Source organism: Dactylosporangium sp. NPDC050588 (assembly GCF_040654975.1).
Lineage (GTDB): Bacteria > Actinomycetota > Actinomycetes > Mycobacteriales > Micromonosporaceae > Dactylosporangium > Dactylosporangium maewongense.
Map to the genome: position 1 here is coordinate 1 of NZ_JBFAJA010000045.1, position 18,955 is coordinate 18,955.

Annotated in this window: 12 protein-coding genes; 8 read left to right on the forward strand and 4 right to left on the reverse strand. The window is 72.9% G+C overall.

Going from position 1 to position 18,955, the window contains the following annotated elements; all coding sequences use genetic code 11:
* The 4 genes from AB0I21_RS28940 to AB0I21_RS28955 all read right to left on the reverse strand — a co-directional run.
* Positions 1-2,840 (reverse strand): NAD-glutamate dehydrogenase domain-containing protein (locus tag AB0I21_RS28940; RefSeq protein ID WP_360565839.1); only part of this gene is annotated, 2,840 nt, incomplete at its 3' end.
* Between the two features lie 187 nt (positions 2,841-3,027).
* On the reverse strand, positions 3,028-3,645 hold the full coding sequence (locus tag AB0I21_RS28945) for a hypothetical protein (RefSeq protein ID WP_360565841.1): 618 nt from the start codon (positions 3,643-3,645) through the stop codon (positions 3,028-3,030).
* 44 nt (positions 3,646-3,689) lie between these two features.
* On the reverse strand, positions 3,690-6,008 hold the full coding sequence (locus AB0I21_RS28950; protein WP_360565843.1) for an FHA domain-containing protein: 2,319 nt from the start codon (positions 6,006-6,008) through the stop codon (positions 3,690-3,692).
* Positions 6,009-6,088: 80 nt separating this feature from the next.
* Complete coding sequence (locus tag AB0I21_RS28955; RefSeq protein ID WP_360565941.1) at positions 6,089-7,906, reverse strand: protein kinase; 1,818 nt, start codon at positions 7,904-7,906, stop codon at positions 6,089-6,091.
* A 156-nt stretch (positions 7,907-8,062) separates the two neighbouring features.
* Between AB0I21_RS28955 and AB0I21_RS28960 the strand changes: the two genes are divergently transcribed.
* The 8 genes from AB0I21_RS28960 (at position 8,063) to ctaD (ending at position 18,954) form a co-directional block, all read left to right on the forward strand.
* Positions 8,063-12,076: a BTAD domain-containing putative transcriptional regulator gene (locus tag AB0I21_RS28960; protein ID WP_360565845.1), complete on the forward strand. Its 4,014-nt coding sequence runs from the start codon at positions 8,063-8,065 to the stop codon at positions 12,074-12,076.
* 100 nt (positions 12,077-12,176) lie between these two features.
* Entirely contained in the window at positions 12,177-12,701 is a 525-nt protein-coding gene (locus tag AB0I21_RS28965; protein WP_360565847.1) for a hypothetical protein, read from the forward strand.
* An 86-nt stretch (positions 12,702-12,787) separates the two neighbouring features.
* Entirely contained in the window at positions 12,788-13,423 is a 636-nt protein-coding gene (locus AB0I21_RS28970) for an NADPH-dependent F420 reductase (protein ID WP_360565849.1), read from the forward strand.
* 158 nt (positions 13,424-13,581) lie between these two features.
* Positions 13,582-14,601, forward strand: a complete 1,020-nt coding sequence (locus AB0I21_RS28975) for an SDR family oxidoreductase (protein ID WP_360565851.1) — start codon at positions 13,582-13,584, stop codon at positions 14,599-14,601.
* A gap of 128 nt (positions 14,602-14,729) precedes the next feature.
* A complete protein-coding gene (locus tag AB0I21_RS28980) occupies positions 14,730-15,317 on the forward strand; it encodes a vitamin K epoxide reductase family protein (protein WP_360565853.1) in 588 nt (195 codons plus the stop codon).
* Complete coding sequence (locus AB0I21_RS28985) at positions 15,307-15,729, forward strand: cytochrome c oxidase subunit 4 (RefSeq protein WP_360565854.1); 423 nt, start codon at positions 15,307-15,309, stop codon at positions 15,727-15,729. Before AB0I21_RS28980 ends, AB0I21_RS28985 begins: the two co-directional genes overlap by 11 nt.
* Before the next feature lie 47 nt (positions 15,730-15,776).
* Positions 15,777-17,258, forward strand: coding sequence for a ubiquinol-cytochrome c reductase cytochrome b subunit (locus tag AB0I21_RS28990; RefSeq protein ID WP_360565943.1), 1,482 nt, complete (start codon positions 15,777-15,779; stop codon positions 17,256-17,258).
* Positions 17,251-18,954, forward strand: coding sequence for a cytochrome c oxidase subunit I (gene ctaD / locus AB0I21_RS28995; protein WP_360565856.1), 1,704 nt, complete (start codon positions 17,251-17,253; stop codon positions 18,952-18,954). Before AB0I21_RS28990 ends, ctaD begins: the two co-directional genes overlap by 8 nt.
* Position 18,955 lies beyond the last annotated feature (1 nt).

Here is an 18,955-nt window from a genome sequence, read left to right on the forward strand (position 1 = left end):
GAGGCGAACGCGTCGCCCAGCCAGAACCCGTACTTCACCGAGATCTCGTTGGCGATGTCGGAGAACGTGGCGGTGCCCTTGTCCGCGGCGACCACCAGGTAGGGGTCGTCGGGGTCGTGGCGGACCACGTCGGGCGGCGCGACGACCTTGCCGCCGTCGAGGTTGTCGGTCACGTCGAGCAGGGCCGAGATGAACAGCTGGTAGCACTCGACCGCCTCGTCACGGTCGCCCGGCTTCTCCTTGAGCACGAACCCGCCCTTGGCGCCGGATGGCACGATGACCGCGTTCTTGACCACCTGGGCCTTGACCAGGCCGAGGATCTCGGTGCGGAAGTCCTCACGCCGGTCGGACCAGCGCAGCCCGCCCCGCGCCACCGCACCGAAGCGCAGGTGCACACCCTCGAACCGCGGCGAGTACACGAAGATCTCGAACCGAGGCCGCGGCGCCGGCAGGTCGGGGATCGACTGCGGGTCGAGCTTGAACGCCGTGTACGACTTGGGGCGCCCCAGCTCGCCGCGCTGGAAGAACGAGGTGCGCAGGGTGGCCTGGATGACGTGCAGGAACGAGCGCAGGATGTGGTCCTGGTCGAGGCTGGTCACCGTGTCGAGGTCCTCGTTGATCGCCGCGACCATCTCCTTCGACCACTCTCTCCGCGCCGTCTCCGACAGGTGCAGCCGCAGGTCGAAGCGGGCCGTGAACAGGTCCACGAGCTTCGAGGCGATCGCCGGGTACTGCAGCAGCGTCGTCTCCATGTAGTCCTGCGAGAACACCGTGCCGGCCTGGCGCAGGTACTTCGCGTAGGCCCGCAGGACGACGACCTCGCGCCAGGTGACGCCGGCCTTGAGCGCCAGGGCGTTGAACCCGTCGACCTCGGCCTCGCCGTGCCAGGCGGCGGAGAACGCGTTCTCCAGGTCGGGGCGCACCTCGGTGATCGCCCGCGCACCCGGCGGCAGCTGCAGGCCGAAGTCGTAGAGGTAGATGGTGCCGTCGGCGCGGACGATCTCGTAGGGCCGCTCGTCGGTGACCCGCACGCCGAGGGAGTGCAGCACCGGCAGGACGGCGGACAGGATCATCGGCTTGCCGTAGCGGAGCACCTTGAACCGGATGTCGCTCTCGGCCTGGCGGCGCCGGTAGACGTGCATGACGAGCTGGCCCGGCTCGTCGAGCAGCTCCAGCTTGGCGACGTCCTGCAATGCCTCATACGGCGTGTACTCGTTCTTGTACGTGTCCGACAGCGCGCCGCCATACCGCTGGTAGAGCAGCTTGGCCTGCTGCTCGTCCTCGAGGTTGCGCTCCAGCACCAGCCGGAAGTCGTCGTCCCACATCCGGGTGGCGTTGGAGAGCCGCTCGGTGAGGCGGCGGACGTTGATGTCGCCGGGCGGGTTGCCGGGCTCGGTGCGCACGATGAGATGCACCCGGGCGAACTTCGACTCGCCGACCCGGGTGGCGTAGTCGACGCCGACGCCGTGGAGCTCGGCGAGCAGGATCTGCTGGATGCGCAGCCGGTTGGCGGTGGTGAACCGGTCCCGCGGCAGGTAGACCAGGCAGGAGATGAACCGGCCGTAGGTGTCGCGGCGCAGGAACAGCCGCAGCTGCTGGCGGCCGGCCAGGCGCAGCACGCCCATGACGGCCTGGAACAGCTCGTCGGTGGTGATCTGGAACAGCTCGTCGCGCGGATAGGTCTCCAGCGTCTCCAGCAGATCCCGGCCGGAGTGGCTGCGCGGCGACAGCCCCGAGCGCTCCATCACCTCGGCGACCTTGCGCCTGACGACCGGCAGGTCACGGACGCTGGTCCGGTAGGCCGCCGACGAGAGCAACCCGAGGAACCGCTTCTCCCCGACCACCTCGCCGTCGGCGTCGAACAGCTTGAACCCGATGTAGTCCAGGTAGGCCGAGCGGTGCACGGTGGCCCGCGAGTTGGCCTTGGTGATGATGATCAGCCGCTTCTCCATCGCCTTGGCGTAGGCCTCGGCGGTCATCGAGCTCAGCACGAGCGGACGGGTCTGGTCGGCCCGCAGGATGCCCAGGCCCGAGCCGAGCACCGCCTCCAGCAGCTCCTCGCCGCCGTCGCCCTTGACCAGCCGGTACTCCCGGTAGCCGAGGAACGTGAAGTGGTCGTCCACCAGCCAGCGCAGCAGCTCGACGGAGTCGGTGACGTCCTTGTCCGGCACCGGCAGCCGCGCGCCGCCGAGCTGGTCGGCCAGCGTGAGCGCCTGCATGCGCATCTTCGGCCAGTCCTCGACCGCCTCACGGACGTCGTCGAGCACCCCGGCCAGGCCGTTGCGCAGCTCCTCGAGATCGGCCTCGGCCCGGATCCGGTCGATCTCGATGCGGATCCAGCTCTCCACGATGTCGCCGGGCGCGGCGTCCTCGGGCTCGACGCCGACCCGGACTCCCTCCAGCGCGCCCAGCGGCGCCCGCCGCACGACGACGAGCGGGTGCACCAGCATGTCCACGTCGATGTTGCGCGACGACAGGGCGCTGGTGACCGAGTCGACGAGGAACGGCATGTCGTCGGTGACGATCTCCAGCGACGTGCGGTCGGCGGTGCTCGTGCCCAGCCGCAGCTTCAGCTCGCCGGGCACCCGCTGCTGGGCCAGCTCCAGGTGCGACCGCGTGGCCTCGACCATCCAGGCCGGCTGGCAACCGGCGAGCTCCTCGTCCGGCACGAGGCGCCAGTAGCGCGCGACCAGCTCGGGGTCGGCGTCGCGGGCCGCCGCCAGGTTGACGGCCTCCGCGACCAGGTGTTCCGCGTCGGGCACGTACCGCTCCGGCTCGTCGTCCTTGACCGCAGGTCCGGTAGTGCCGGCGCTCACCCGGGTGGCTGTGGGCCGGTTCATCGGTGGTTCCCCCTCACCCACGGCGCTGTGGGCAAGTGTGTTGATCCGTCTCAGCGGCGGTGCAGTGGCTCGTGGCTTCTCCGGGCAGACGGCCAGGTCCGCTCGAAGAAGGACAAGTAGCCACTTCCTTGTAGTGTCTCTCGGCCTGCCCGGACCGGCCAGGATCCCCGTCGCCGGCGCCGCGACGTCAGGTGCCGTTGCCGATGGCGCGCTGGTGGGTGGCTTCGGCGATGGAGCGGGGGAGCGCGGCGAGGCCCGGGAGCTGCAGGCCGCCGGGGCCGTACACCAGGTGCGCGATGCTGACCGTGAGCCAGGGGGCTGCCGGGCCGTGCAGCATGATCGGGTCGCCGACCTCATAGCGCAGGACGAACAGCCACTGGGTGACGTCGCCCTGGAGCTCGGTGACGCCGTTGTGCCAGAAGCTCAGCCACCGGTTGCGGTAGTCGCACATCAGGCGCTGGTTGGTGAGGATGGTCCGGACGGTGGCGTGGTCGCGCCACTGGGCGGCCGCCTGGGCCGCCGCGCGCTGCTTCGCGGACGAGTTCGCGATCGCGGTCGCGGCCATCCCGGCGGCGACGAACGCCGCCGAGCCGAGCAGGAACGTGCTGTTGCGCTCGTACGTCACCGTGGTCCCGTAGAAGCGGGCGTAGCCGAGCATCGTGTCGGCGTACGCCACCTCGCCCGGGTTCAGGCGTACCGCGCCCGGCGGCAGCGCGGCCAGCTCGCCACCGGCGTGGAGATGCCCGTACAGCTGGCAGGCGCTGGACCAGCCTTCCCGCAGGGCGTTCTCGAGTCCGCCGTCCATCCTGTGACCCACGTGTTCCTCCAGCCTTTCCAGATCCCCGGTGCTCAGCGGCCCGGCTCGTGGCGCCGCAGCGCCCACCTGGCGGCGCCGGTGAGCGCCACACCCTGCAGCGCGAGGACGCCCATCGCCCACCACCACGCCCCGGCGGTGTGCTTCCACAGCGCGTCCGCGCTCGGGTTCACCACCAGCGAGCGGAGGTCGACGGTGGCGGCCGCGGCGGCGTACCCCCACCGGGACGGCGCCAGCCACGACAGCTGCTCGACACCGGAGCGGCCGACCACTGCGAACAGCCCGCCGCAGAGCACCAGCTGCGCCATCACGAGCCCGACCAGGACGGGCATCGTCTGCTCGCCGGAGGAGACGTACGCGCTGACCAGCAGGCCGGTCACGGTCGCGACCAGCGCGGTCAGCCAGACCACCGCGATCAGCTCCAGCAGCGGCCAGCGCAGCGCGAGCGCCTCGGGGGCACCCGGCCGCCCGGCGAGACCGACGAGCACGAACAGCGCCGCCTGGACCCCGTTCACGACGCCGAACGCCAGCACCTTCGAGCCGAGGTACGCGCCCGGCGCGAGCCCGACGGCCCGTTCCCGGCGGTAGATGGGGCGCTCCCGGACCAGTTCCCGGACGCCGCCGGCCAGGCCGAAGAACACCGCGCCGACGATGAGCACGACGAGGAGCTGCGACGCCTCGGTACCACGCGCCAGCGGGTCGCCCGGCACGGCGAACCCGTCGTCGCCGGGGATCACGTGCAGCAGCGCGGCGAGGCCGAGCGGCAGCCCGAGCAGCAGGGCCACGTACATCCGGTCGGCCAGGGTGACGGCGGCGATCCGCCGGGTCAGGATCGTCAGCTGCCGCCACCAGCCCTGCCGGGCCGGCGGTGCCTGGGCCGGTGGCGTCGAGGGCGCGACCGGTGCGGCGGCGGCGGGCCGGGGCGTCACCCGCGCGGCGAACCGCGCCGCCCAGCCGTCGGGGTCGTCGTACACCTGCTTGAAGACGTCGGCGTACTCCTGCACGCCGAAGAACGGCAGCAGCTCGCCGGGCGGGCCGAAGTAGGCGACCTTGCCGCCCCGCCCGAGGACCAGCACCCGGTCGCAGACGTTGAGGTGCAGCGGGCTGTGGGTGACCACGACGACGGTCCGGCCCCGGTCGGCGAGGTCCCGCAGGCTCACCATCACGTCCCGGTCCAGCGAAGGGTCGAGTCCGGACGTCGGCTCGTCGAGGAACAGCAGCGACGGCTCGGTGAGCAGCTCCAGCGCGACCGAGGTGCGTTTGCGCTGGCCGCCGGAGAGCGTCTCGATCCGCTGGTCCGCCTGCGCGGTCAGGCCGAGCTGGCCGATCACCTCGTCGATCCGCTGCTCCCGCTCCGCGCTCGTGACGTCGGAGCCGAAGCGCAGGGCCGCCGCGAAGCGCAGGGCCCGGCGGACGGTCAGCGCCAGGTGCAGGATGTCGTCCTGCGGCACCAGGCCGATCCGCTGGCGCAGGTCGTCGTACTCGGCGTACAGGTCGCGGCCCTGGTAGACGACCGCACCCTCGTTCGCCGGGCGGTATCCGGTCAACGCGCCCAGCAGGGTCGACTTGCCGGCGCCGCTGGGGCCCACCACGGCGAGCAGGCTGCACTCGTCGAGCGCGAAACCGACGCCTGAGAGGAGCCGGCGGCCGCCCGCCACGGTGACGCCCAACCCGTCGACGTGCAGCGAGACCCTTCCGGTGTCGACGTACTCCCGCAGCTGCGTGCCGTCGACGACGAGCTGGTGCCGCCCGAAGGACAGCAGGTCGCCGGGGCGCAGGTCCGCCTCGGCGATCCGCCGGCCGTTGACGAACGTGCCGTTGCTGGTGCCGAGGTCGACGAGCCGCAGCCCGTCCGGCGTCCGCAGCAGGTCCGCGTGATACCGCGACACCTGCAGGTCGTCGAGCACGATGTCGTTGTCCGGGGCGCGGCCGATCCTGGTGCGGTGCGCGGCCCGGTGGATCGCGGAAGGCACCCGGCCGGCCTCGAACCGCGGCCCGGATGCGGCGGCCGCCGGGTGGTTCGCCGCCGTGACCGTCGGTGGCGGCACTCCCGGGACCGGCTCCGGGCGCAGGGTGAGCGACGGGCCGTCGGCGGCGCCGAGCCGCACCTGGCACGGCCGGGTCAGGTCGAGCTCGTCGACCCGGATGCCGCCGGCGTAGGTGCCGTTGTGGCTGCCCAGGTCCCGCAGCCACCAGCGGCCGGCGCGGAGGGACACCTCGACGTGCTCCCGCGACACCCGGGGGTCTTCGACGACGATCCGGCACAGCGGGTCCCGGCCGATCCGCAGTACCGACTCCTCGGACGTGATGCGGCGCTCACCGTCCGGTGTGCCGATCAGCAGGACACTGGTCACGGGCCCTCCGCTTCGCTCCGGACCCGCGACCTCCGCCCTGTGCCAATGGTGACCGGCCTCTCCGCTTCGCTCCGAACCGGTCACTGGCCGCTCTTCGGGAGTCGCTTCGCCATCGCGGTGGCGAGCTGGATCGCGTCCGACTGGTAGCTGCCGTGCACGAGGTCCATGAAGGTCTGCCCCGTCACCACCACCTCGATGGCCGCCTGACCGCTGCGGACGAACACGATGGCGAGCTTGGTGCTCCCGTTGTCGCTGAAGATCCCGAGCGTCTCGTCGCCGAGCTTCGTGGTCTGCATCTCCGTCCACCCGCACCGGGCGGCGGTGCTGCGCAGCGAGGCGAAGAAGACCTTCGCCTCGTCACCGAAGAAGCCGGCGACGGCCGAGCCCACAAACGGGTAGCCCTCGGCGCCGGTGACCTTGAAGTTGTTCGTCTCGGAACCGGCGATGGCGTCCCCGGCCACCGCGCCGTCGGCGCACAGCTTCAGGCTGGACAGGCCGCCCTGGAGGTAGTTCTCGTCGGACCTCGAGTTGACCGTGTCACGCGACGCGCGCATCACCGTGGTGATGTCACCGACCGAGACCAGCGCGGAGCGCAGCTCCGTCACCGGCGGCGGGGGCTTGCTCTTGTCGAACGACCGGGTGGGCCTGGCACCGCCACCCGATCCCGGTTGACCGGTGGTGTCGGTGAGATCCGCCCCGAACTTGTAGGCGGAGAAACAACAAGCGACGACGAGCAGCAGAATCGCGCCGAAGATGATCAGCGGCGCCTTGGCGCCGCCCTGCTTCGGCGGCGGGGCACCGAGGTAGCCACCGGCGGCCGGCGGGAACGGCACACCGCCGAGGCTGCCGGGCGGCATCGGGGCCCCGCCGAGGCTGCCGGGCGGCATCGGGTAGCTCACCGGTTGCGGTGCAGGGCCGGCGAAGGAGCCGGGCGGCAGCCGGTATCCGGGCGGGGACGCGGCCGTGGTCGTCGGCGGCGGCGCCGAGACCGGCGCCGGAAGCTGCGTCGGGAACTGCGCCGTGCCGGCGGTCGTCTCCGGTGGCGGCATCCGCAGGGCGCGGATCCAGCGGGCGGCGCCGGCCGGGCGCGCGTCGGGCTGCGCGGCGAGCATCGCCAGGATGCCGCGCACCTCCCGGTCCTTCCCCGGCCCGAGCGCCGACGTCAGCCGCTGCGTCATCCCCTGTACGTCGCCGGGGATCGGCGCCTCGCCGGTCAGCGCGTAGTAGACGGTCGCGCCCAGCGTGTACCGGTCGGTCGCGGGGCTGTACTCGCCGCGGGCCAGCGACTCCGGCGCCATGAACGGGGCGGTGCCGAAGATCCGCGAGGTCCGGTCGGTGCCGCGCAGGCGCACCAGCCCGAAGTCCACCAGGTAGACCCGGCCGTCGGCGGCGAGCAGGACGTTCGCGGGCTTGATGTCGCGGTGGAGCACCGGGGCGCCGTTGGTGTCCTGCCCGCTGTGCAGGTAGTCGATCGCCTCGGCGACGGGCTCCAGCGGCGCCAGCACGTCGAGGCCCTGGACCTCGCCGCGCTCCAGCGCCTCCTGCAGGTTGCGGCCCTCGATCCACTTCATCACGAAGTAGAGCCGGCGTCCCGTGGCCGCGGCGCCCTGACCGGCGGGGTGCGGCGGCGGGCCGAGGAAGACCTCCTTCACCTTCACCAGCGCCGGATGCTCCAGCTGCGTGGCGAGCGCCGCCTGCAGCCGCAGCTCCTCCAGCTGCCGGTCCGCGACCGAGTCGTCGTCGATCCGGATCACCTTCACGGCGTACGGGAACGACTCGGCGCCGTGGTGCTCACGAGCCAGCCACACCTCGCCCTCGCCGCCCGCGGCGTGCCGCTGCACGAGCTCATACCGGTCGAGCGCGTCGGCCGGGCCGGCATGACCCGGGCCCCCCTCCATCGACACCAATCCACACCATTCTCTTACGGCCCCTGGGCAACGGCCGCCAGTTTAGGGACGCTTCGCCGCCGGCATCGATCGCTTGTTAGCGGCTTGTTAGAGGGCCGGTGTCGCGTTTGATATCAATGGCCGGTGGAGTTTGGGCTGCTAGGACCGATGGAAGTCCGGGACGCCGGGCGGCTCCTGCCCGGCGGTAGCGGACGGGAGCGGCTGGTGCTCGCCACGTTGCTGATCAACGCCGAGCGGCTGATCCCCATCGACGAGCTCATCGCCCGGCTCTGGGAGCAGCCGCCGGGATCCGCGAGGGCGCAGCTGCACAACCTCATCAGCGGGCTGCGGCGCCGGTACCGCGCCATCGACACCTCGCTCATCGAGACCCGGCCGACCGGATACCTGCTGCGGCTGGGGCCGCACCGCCTGGACGTCGCGGAGTTCCGTGGCCTCACCGAGCGGGCCCGTGCCGCGGCCGCGGCGGGCGACCACACCACCGTCGTCGCGGCGCTGGACCAGGCGCTGTCGCTGTGGCGGGGCCCGGCGCTGGCCGACCTCGCCGACGCGTCCTCCGGCGAGGTCCGCGAGGCGCTGGACCGGGAGCGGCTCGCCGCGGCCGAGGCGAAGCTGGACGCCGCCCTGGCGCTCGAGGACTACGACACCGTGCTGCGCGAGGTCGAGCCGCTCGTCGCCGAGAACCCGTACGCCGAGCGGCTCTACCGCGGGCAGATGCTGGCGCTGGCCGGTGTGGGCCGCCGCGCCGACGCGCTCGCCGTCTACCGGCGCGCGTACCGGCGTCTCGTCGACGACATCGGCGTGGAGCCGGGACCGTCGCTGCGCGACACGGAGCGGCAGATCCTGTGGGGACGCCAGGCGGGCGGGGCCGCGCCGGCCGGGCCACCGGTGCCGCGGCAGCTTCCCCGGGCGTCCGCGCTCACGGGTCGCGGCCCGCTGCTCGACCAGATCGCCGGGCAACTCTCCGACGACGCCGAGGCCTCCACGGTGGTGCTGCTGGTGGGGCCCGGCGGGGTCGGCAAGAGCGGACTGGCCCTGGCGGCCGGTCACCGGCTGGCGCGGGCGTTCCCGGACGGGCAGCTGTACGCCGACCTCCGCGGCAGCCAGGACACGCCGGCGGAACCCTACCGGGTCCTGGAGCGGTTCCTGCGGGCGCTGGGCGTCGACGGCACCGACCTGCCCAGGGACCCCGACGAGCGCGTCGCGCTGTACCGAAGCCAGTTCGCGCGCGGCCGGATGCTGGTGGTGCTCGACGACGCCGCGGACGAGGCCCAGGTGCGGCCGTTGCTGCCCGGGGCGGGCGCCGCCGTGGTGACCTCGCGGCGGCAGCTGGGGGCGCTGCTCAACGCGGCCCGCTTCCTGGTGCCGGCGCTGCGGACCGCCGACGCGATCCAGCTCCTCGCCGGCGGTGTCGGCGACGCGCGGATCGCCGCCGAGCCGCAGGCCGCGAAGGAGATCGTGCGCCTGTGCGGCGGGCTCCCGCTGGCCGTGCGCATCGTGGCCGCACGGCTGGCGCTGCGGCCCGACGCCGGCCTCGACGAGCTGCGGCGGCGCCTGGCGACGGAGCGCGGCCGGCTGGACGAGCTGGCGGTCGGCGACCTCGACGTCCGGGCGTCGATCGCGCTGAGCTACGAGGCGCTGCCGGCGGAGACCCGGAAGCTCTTCGTGCGCTCCGGCCTGCTCGGCACGGCGGACTGGCCGGAGTGGGTCGCTCAGGCGCTGCTCGACGCGCCGGGCGAGCGGGCCCGCGCGCTGCTCGACGAGCTCGCGGACGTCCATCTGGTGGAGCCGCTCGGCCGGGACGTGACCGGGCAGGAGCGGTACCGGCTCAACGAGCTGGTCGCCGAGTACGCCCACGAGCGCGGCACGTCCGACGAGGCGCCGGCCGAGCGGAGCCGAGCGCTGGAACGGCTGCTCAACGGCTGGCTCGCGCTGGCCACCGAGGCCGGTGAGCTGCTCGGCCACCATGCGGGCGGAGCTGACCTGGAGGTCCCGCCGCCGCCCGGCAGCGGCGCCCGCGCCATGCGGGCCGGCCCGCTCGACTGGTTCGAGACCGAGCGCGCCGGGCTGGTCGCCGGGGTCGACCAGGCATGCCGGTCGGGTCTGCCCGGCATCGCCGGCGGGCTCGCGCTGAGCCTGTCGGGGTTCCTCGGCAACCGGTCCTACTCCGACGACTGGGAACACACGCTCCAGCAGGCGACGGCGTGCGTCCGTTCGCTCGGATCGGACCGGCTCCTCGCCCGCCTGCTCGGCGGCCTGTACGACGCCCACCTGCACCGCGACGAGTACTCCCAGCTGCCGGCCATCGCGGCCGAGCAGCTGAGCGTGGCGCGCCGGCTCGGTGACCCGGAGCTCGAGGTGCGGTCGCTGCGCAACGCCGGTATGGCCGCGGTGCGCCTCGGGCGGTTCGGCGACGCGTTCGACTGGCTGGAGCGGGCGGTGGCGGCGGCCCGCGCCCGGGCGGTCCCCGGCTGGCCGCTCTGCGACGCCCTCGACGGTCTGGGCTTCGCGAACTGGGAGGCGGGCGACGCCGTCACCGCCGTGGCGCTGCTGGAGGAGGCGCTCGCCGTCGACGGCGTGGCGGACCGGTCGCTGCAGCTCGCCCTCGTCCGGTACCACCTCGGCCTGGCGCTCATCGACGCCGGACGGCCCGCCGACGCGGAGCCGGTGCTGGCCGCGGCGCTGCGGACCAGCCAGGAGATGGGCGACGACCTGGGCACGGCGTACCTCGAACAGGCACTCGCCGACGCGGACCTCCGGCAGGGGCGGTGGACCGGGGCCGCGGCCAGGCTGGGCCGGGCGCTGGCCGGCCACCAGCAGGCCGGGCGCCCCGACGGCCTGGCCGAGACGTTGCGTGCCACGGGTGACCTGGCCGCCGCCGAGGGACGCTGGGCGGAGGCGGCCGGCCCGCTGCGCCAGGCGCTGGACATCTGGCGTCGCATCGGCGCGGCGCCGCAGATCGCCCGCGCGGCGGCCCGCCTCGAACGGGTCTCGGCGGCCTCCGGCGACCACGCCGCGGCGGCCGCGTACCACCGGCAATGGCGCTCGGTCGTCGCCGGGCTGGACGTCGGCGACGCCGTGCTGCGCCTTCCACCGTTCCTCGCCGGGATCTCCGGCACCGACCAGGAGCGGCCGGCGGCGGCGCGTGCGGTGTCCAGCACCGACCCCGGACCCGGCGACGGCTGGTCCGGGCTCCTGTCCGGGATGGTCAGCGACGAGGCGGCCGCGGCCTTCGGCCGGCTCCTGGCGGCGTCCCAGCTGCCCGTCGGTCACCGGCCGGGCATGCTGGACCTCGACGAGGGCCCGGGGCGGGAGCTGCTGGACGCCGGGGTCATCAACATCACCGGCAGCGGCGACGGCCGGTTCGCCCGTACGGTGCATCCCTCCATCGCCCTGCGCCGGTTGCTCGACCGCCAGCATCGCAAGCTGGCGGTGCTGCAGCGGCAACTGGGCACGGCCTGGGAGCAGTTCGCCGGCATGATGTCGCCGACGGCCGGCCTGGCCGACAGCCCGATCGACGACGACAACGTCCGCGTCATCCGCGACTACCCCGAGGTCGCGCGGCTCGCGTCGGGGCTGTACCGGTCACCGAAGCGCCTGCTCCGCGCGACGCTGAACGGCCAGTTCGTCGACGGCGCCCCCACGCACGGGGTCCTGCTCCCACCGGCGGACGCCGTCGCCGCGGGGGTCGAGTTCCGCATGATCTACGACGCGATCCACGTGTCGGACCCCTGGGGGGCGTACAGCGTCGAGCAGTCCGTGCTGGCCGGCGAGCAGGCCAAGGTACGCAAACACATGCCGGTGAAGATGATGCACGTCGACGACACGGTCGCCCTGGTGACCATCGACGCGACCGGCATGGCCGGCGCGCTGCACATCCACTCGGGCCCCCTGCTCGAACTGCTCGCCGAGTGGTTCGACCTGCTGTGGCACGACCCCGGAAGCACGGTCGTCGGCGGCGGGGCGGACGACGCCGGGCTCACCGGCGCCCAGCGCAAGGTGCTCCGCCTGCTGGCCGCCGGCCTCACCGACGAGGCCATCGCCCACCGCACCGGCACCGCCGTCCGGACCGTACGCCGCCACGTCGGCGCGATCCTCAAGGTGCTCGGCGCGGACAGCCGCTTCCAGGCCGGCGCCGCCGCGGCGAAACGCGGCTGGCTGTAGGCCGGCGTGGGATTCGGCGTGGGATTCGGTGTGGAGATCACCTGGCCGGAACCGGACAATGTCCGGAACGCTCCACGCTCCACGGCCGGAAGGAGGCGGCATGTACATCCCGAACCGCCGGGACCGGCGCCGGCGGCGCGTCGGGCTCCTGCTCGGTGCCGTCTTCGTCACGTTCATCGGCCTGCTCTCCGGATGGATCTCCATCGACGAGGCGAGGGGAGGCGTGGTCGATGCCGAGGTGGTCGGCGTCCGGCACATCTCCTCCGGCCGCCGGGTCTACGACGTCCGGTTCGACGCGGCGGGGCGGGCCTGCTCGACCCGGGTGGACTCCGGCTCCAGCCCGAAGCCACGCGACGTCCACGCCGGCGGGACCTCCCGGCTGCGCTACTCGGCGTCGGACCCGTGCATCAAGGTGCGCGAGACCGGCGGCCCCAGCCCCGGCCCGCTCCCGGTCGTCGCACCGGTCGTCGCGGCCGGGCTCTGGGTGGGGGTGTGGCGGCTCCGGCCGGGTGGTGGTCGCTCAAAGCCCGGACGGATCCGTCGACAGCCAGGTCTGGTGACGTTCTTTGAGAGCGCCGGTCAGTCGGCAGTGGCGAGAGTGGCGATCCGCGTTAGTGCGAAATGACATCAGGCGGAGCGACACCTGCGGGCGGTCCGACCTTCCGTGACGGTCCGTCGCGTGAACGGGCCGGCGGCGGGTAGGCGACAGGTATGAAGATCGGTGTGATCGGCGCCGGCAAGGTTGGCTCCACGCTGGCTCACCTGTACGTCGCGGCCGGCAATGACGTCGCCATCGCGAACTCGCAGGGGCCGGACACCCTGCGCGACCTCGAGCAGCAGCTCGGCCGTCACGCACACGCCGTCACCGTCGAGGAGGCGGCCCGCTACGGCGACGTCGTGATCGTCGCCGTGCCGTTCTGCCAGTTCGAGGATCTGCCCGCCGATGCGCTGGCCGGCCGGACGGTGATCGACGCGACCAACTACCTCCCTGAGCGGGACGGGCACGACGCAGAGCTGGAGCGCGGCGACGTGACCAGCAGCGAGCTGATGCAACGGCACCTCGCCGGGGCGCACGTGGTCAAGGCGTTCAACGCGATGCGCTGGGACCACCTGCGCGACTACGGCCACTCGGCCGGGTCGAACTTCCGGTACGGCATTCCGGTCTCCGGCGACGACCCGGACGCCAAGTGGCGGGTCCTCGACCTCGTCGAAGAGATCGGCTTCGAACCGGTCGACGCCGGGCCGCTCGTCGAGGGCGGTCGCAAGTATCAGCCGGGGACGGAGCTCTACACCGCGGACCTGGAGGCCGACGAACTGCGCGCCCGCGTCGGCGTCGAGGCCGCCTGAACCTGCCGGGCCACGGGCGGAGCGGCACGGCGGGGCGGGCGGGCGCGAAATGCCGATCGGGTCGGCGGTTGCAGGTTAGCCGGGGTCCGCATGGGTAGCGGGGGCCTGGCGGCACCTGCCTGGACGGCGGGTGGCGGGCGGGAAGGAGGACGGTGGAGATGGCGACACGGGACGGTCAGCGCGTGATCGTGGTGACCGGGGCGAGCGGGGGAGTCGGCCGGGCGTCCGCCCGGGCGTTCGCGGCGCGCGGTGACGCGGTCGCGCTGCTGGCGCGCGGCGAGGACGGGCTGGCCGGCGCCGAGCAGGACGTCCGCGCCGCCGGGGGCCGCGCCCTGCCGATCGAGGTCGACGTCGCCGACAACGACGCGGTGCAGGCGGCCGCGGACCGGGTCGAGGACGAGCTCGGCGAGATCGACGTGTGGGTCAACGTGGCGTTCTCGTCGGTCTTCGCGCCCTTCGTCGACGTCGCCGCGGACGAGTTCCGGCGCGCGACCGAGGTCGCCTACCTGGGGTACGTCAACGGCACCCGCGCCGCGTTGCGGCAGATGCTGCCCCGCGACCGGGGCGCCGTGGTGCAGGTCGGGTCGGCGCTGGCGTACCGCGGCATCCCGCTGCAGAGCGTGTACTGCGGCGCCAAGCACGCCATTCAGGGCTTCACCGAGTCCGTGCGCTGCGAGCTGCTGCACGACCGCAGCCGCGTCCGCGTCACGATGGTGCAGCTGCCGGCGGTCAACACCCCGCAGTTCGACTGGGTGCTGTCGCGCCTGCGCGGCCACCCGAAGCCGGTCCCGCCGATCTACCAGCCGGAGATCGCCGCCCGCGCCGTGCTGTACGCCGCCGACCATCCGCAGCGCCGCGAGTACTGGGTCGGCGGGTCGACCGTCGGCACGCTGCTGGGCAACAAGGTCGCGCCGGGACTGCTGGACCGCTATCTGGCCCGCACCGGCTACGACTCGCAGCAGACCGGCGAGCGCGCGGCCAGGCTGCGGCCGAACCTGTGGCAGCCCGCCGACGCGGCGCCCGGCACCGACCAGGGCGCCCACGGCTCGTTCGACGAGGTCGCGCACGCGCGCAGCCCGCAGCTCTGGGCGTCGCAGCACCACGGCCTCCTCGCCATGGCGTGCGGCGCGGCGGCGACCGCCGGCGCCGCCGTCTGGCTCGCCCGCCGCCGGGCCTGAACCAGAGACGGGCCTGAACCAGAGACGGGCCTGAACCAGAGACGGGCCTGAACCAGAGACGGGCCTGAACCAAAGACGGGCCTGAACCAAAGACGGGCCCGACACACGAAGACACAAGGAGGCACCGCATGACTCCCGGCGCGAACGCCGGCCTGCTCCACCGCCGCGCGTCGACGCCGTGGTGGTGGCGGCGCGCGGTCGACGGGCCGTCGGCGTGGCCGCGACGCGTGGCCGTGGCCGTGCTCGCCTGCGCCGGGATGCTGGTTTCGCTGCGGCTGGCGTTCTTCCAGTACGGCCTGGTGCCGGCGGTGTGGGAGCCGTGGTTCGGCGACGGCAGCATCCGCGTGCTGGAGTCCGCCTTCTCCCGGGCGCTGCCGGTGCACGACGCCGCGCTCGGCGCCGCGGCGTTCGCGGCCGAGTTCGTGCTCGAGCTGTCGGGCGGCACGACCCGGTGGTGGCGGCGGCCGTGGCTGGTGGTGCTGCTCGGGCTGGTCGCCGGCGGCATGGCGGTGGCCGCGCTGTTCCTGGTGGCGATGCAGGCCTTCGTGGTCGGCGCGTTCTGCACGCTGTGCCTGGTCACGGCGGGTATTTCGGTGAGCGTCGCCCTGCTCGTCGCCGACGAGGTGGTCGCGGTGTGGCGGCAGCTGCGGCGCGCCCGCCGGTACGGGCGGTCCTGGGTGACGGCGCTGCGCGGAGGAGTCGTGGGTGCGCACTGAGTTCAAGGTGTTCGGGGTGATCGCCGGGTTCCTGCTGACCGCGTCGGTCGTCTACCTGTGGTGGACCGGCAGCGGTGCCGCCGCCCACCCGGAGCTGACCGGCGGCATCGTGCTCGGCCTGTCCGGCGTGCTGAGCCTGATCTGCGGCAGCTACTTCTGGCTGGTCGCCCGGCGCATCCCGGCGCGCCCGGAGGACCGCCCGGACGCCGAGATCGCCGACGGTGCCGGCCCGGTCGGCTTCTTCGCGCCGCCCGGGTTCTGGCCGTTCGGCATCGCCGTCGCGGTGGCCAGCGCGGCGGTCGGCATCGCGCTGAGCCAGTGGTGGCTGGTCGGCGCCGCCACGATCGGCGCGCTGCTGGCCACGACCGGTCTGGTGCTGGAGTTCTACGCCGGCGCCCCGGAGTCGCGGTGAGCCGCCGGCCGCACCGGCCGCCCCGGGCCACCCGCGCGGCCCGGGCGATGGACGAGCGGTTCCAGGCGGCCACGCCGCTGCGCCGGGCGGTGAACAAGGTCTTCCCGGACCACTGGTCGTTCATGCTCGGCGAGCTGGCGCTGTACTCGTTCGTGATGCTGGTGCTGACCGGGGTCATGCTGGCGCTGTTCTTCGACCCGTCGATGCGGCAGGTCACCTACGACGGCTCCTACGTGCCGCTGCGCGGGATGCCCATGTCGGCCGCCTACGACTCGACGCTGCGCATCACCTTCGACATCCGCGGCGGGCTGCTGCTGCGGCAGATGCACCACTGGTCGGCGAACCTGTTCATGGCGGCGATCGTCGTGCACATGGCCCGGATCTTCCTGACCGGCGCCTTCCGCAAGCCGCGCGAGGCGAACTGGGTCATCGGCATCATCATGTTCTGGCTCGGTTTCGTCGAGGGCTTCGCCGGCTACTCGCTGCCCGACGACGGCCTGTCCGGCACGGGCCTGCGCATCGCCGCCTCGATCGTGGAGTCGCTGCCGGTCATCGGCACCTGGGCGTCCACCTCGCTGTTCGGCGGCGAGTTCCCCGGCGAGGTCATCGTCGGCCGCCTGTACATCGTCCACGTCCTGCTGGTCCCCGGGGCGCTCGTCGCGCTCATCAGCGTGCACCTGGGCCTGATCGTCAAGCAGAAGCACACGCAGTGGCCGCGGGTGCGGCACACCGGCGCGAACGTCGTCGGCGAGCGGATGGTGCCCGGGTTCGCCGGTCGCTCCACCGGGCTGGCGCTCATCGTCTTCGCCGCCGTCGCCGCGCTCGGCGGGCTGGTGCAGATCAACCCGGTGTGGCTGTTCGGCCCGTACGAGGCCGCCGTGGTGTCCTCGGCGAGCCAGCCCGACTGGTACGTCATGTTCCTCGACGGCGCGCTGCGGCTCATGCCGCCGTGGGAGGTCCGGGCCTTCGGCTACACCCTGTCGCCGGTCTTCTGGCCCGGCGTCGTGCTGCCCGGGGTGCTGACCGTGCTCGCCATCGGTTACCCGCTCGGCCACGCGTGGCGGCACCGCGGCGAGGAGTACCACAACCTGCTGCAGCGTCCCCGTGACGCGCCGACCCGTACCGCGGTCGCCGCCATGGCCGGCACCTTCTACCTGGTGCTGACCGTGTCGGCCGCCAACGACCTCATCGCCGACAAGTTCCAGCTCAGCCTCAACGCGCTGATCTGGGCCGGGCGCATCGGCGCCCTGCTGCTGCCGGCGCTCGCCTTCGCGGTCACCCGCCGGCTCTGCCTGGGGTTCCAGCAGCAGGACCGCAAGCGGCTCGCCCACGGGATGGAGACCGGTGTGGTCATCCGCACCCCGGACGGGGAGTACCGCGAGATCGAGCAGCCGCTCGCCGCCGCCGACCAGCTGCCGCTGCCGTACGCCGGCTGGGTGGTGCCGAAGCGCATGCAACGGGTCGGGGCCGCCCAGCGGGAGCTGGAGAGGTCCGACCAGCGGGAGCTGGAGAGGTCCGCCGATGAGTGACCGTTCGGTGCTGCCGATCGACCCGGTGCACACCCCGAGGCTGCCCGGGCCGCTGCGCCGCACCGTGCCCGGGTCGCGGGTCGTGCAGGCGCTGGCGACCACCGACGCGAAGCAGATCGGGGTGATGTACCTCGTGACGTCGTTCGGCTTCTTCGCGATCGGTGGGGTGCTGGCGCTGCTGATGCGGGCCGAGCTCGCCCGGCCCGGCCTGCAGCTGCTGTCGCCGGAGCAGTACAACCAGCTCTTCACCATGCACGGCACGATCATGCTGCTGCTGTTCGCCACCCCGCTGCTGTTCGGGTTCGGCAACTACCTGGTCCCGTTGCAGATCGGCGCCGCCGACGTCGCGTTCCCGCGGCTCAACGCCCTCGCGTACTGGCTGTACCTGACGGGCGGCATCGTCACCGTCGCCGGGTTCGCCACCCCGGGCGGGGCCGCGGACTTCGGCTGGTTCGCCTATTCGCCGCTCAACAGCCACGTGCACTCGCCCGGCGTGGGCGGCGACCTGTGGACGATGGGCCTGGTGGTGGCCGGCGTCGGCACGGTGATCGGCGCGGTCAACATGATCACGACCGTCATCACGCTGCGGGCGCCCGGGATGACGATGTTCCGGATGCCGATCCTGACGTGGAACATCTTCATCACCGCGCTGATGGTGCTCATGGCGTTCCCCGTGCTCACCGCGGCCCTGCTCGCGCTCGAGGCGGACCGCAAGTTCGGCGCGCACGTCTACGACCCCGCGCACGGCGGGGCGATGCTGTGGCAGCACCTCTTCTGGTTCTTCGGCCATCCGGAGGTGTACATCGTCGCCCTGCCGTTCTTCGGCATCGTCACCGAGATCCTGCCGGTCTTCTCCCGCCGGCCGGTCTTCGGCTACAAGGGTCTCGTCGGCGCCACCATCGCGATCGCCGTGCTGTCCATGAGCGTGTGGGCGCACCACATGTTCGTCACCGGGCAGGTGCTGCTGCCGTTCTTCTCGTTCGTGTCGTACCTGATCGCCGTGCCCACCGGCGTGAAGTTCTTCAACTGGATCGGCAGCATGTGGCACGGCCAGCTGACGTTCCAGACGCCGATGCTGTGGTCGCTGGGCTTCCTGGTGACGTTCCTCTTCGGTGGCCTCTCCGGGGTGCTGCTCGCCTCGCCGCCGATGGACTTCCACGTCTCCGACACGTACTTCGTCGTCGCCCACATGCACTACGTGCTGTTCGGCACGATCGTTTTTGCCGCGTTCGCCGGCGTCTACTTCTGGTTCCCCAAGATCACCGGTCGGATGCTCGGCGAGCGCCTCGGCAAGGCGCACTTCTGGCTGACGTTCGTCGGGTTCCACACCACGTTCCTGGTCCAGCACTGGCTCGGCACCCGCGGCATGCCCCGCCGCTACGCCGACTACCTGCCCACCGACGGCTTCACGGTCTACAACACCATCTCCAGCGTCGGCGCGCTGATCCTGGGGCTGTCGATGCTGCCGCTGCTGTACAACCTGTGGTCCTCCTACCGGTTCGGCCGCCGCGTCGAGGGCAACGACCCGTGGGGCTTCACCAACTCCCTCGAGTGGGCCACCACCTGCCCGCCGCCGCGGCACAACTTCAGGAGCCTGCCGCGCATCCGTTCCGTCCGTCCGGTGTTCGACGCCGTGCACGGCGAGCTCGCCGGCCGTGACCACGGCAGCCCGGACCCCTCCGGCAAGGAGGCATGAC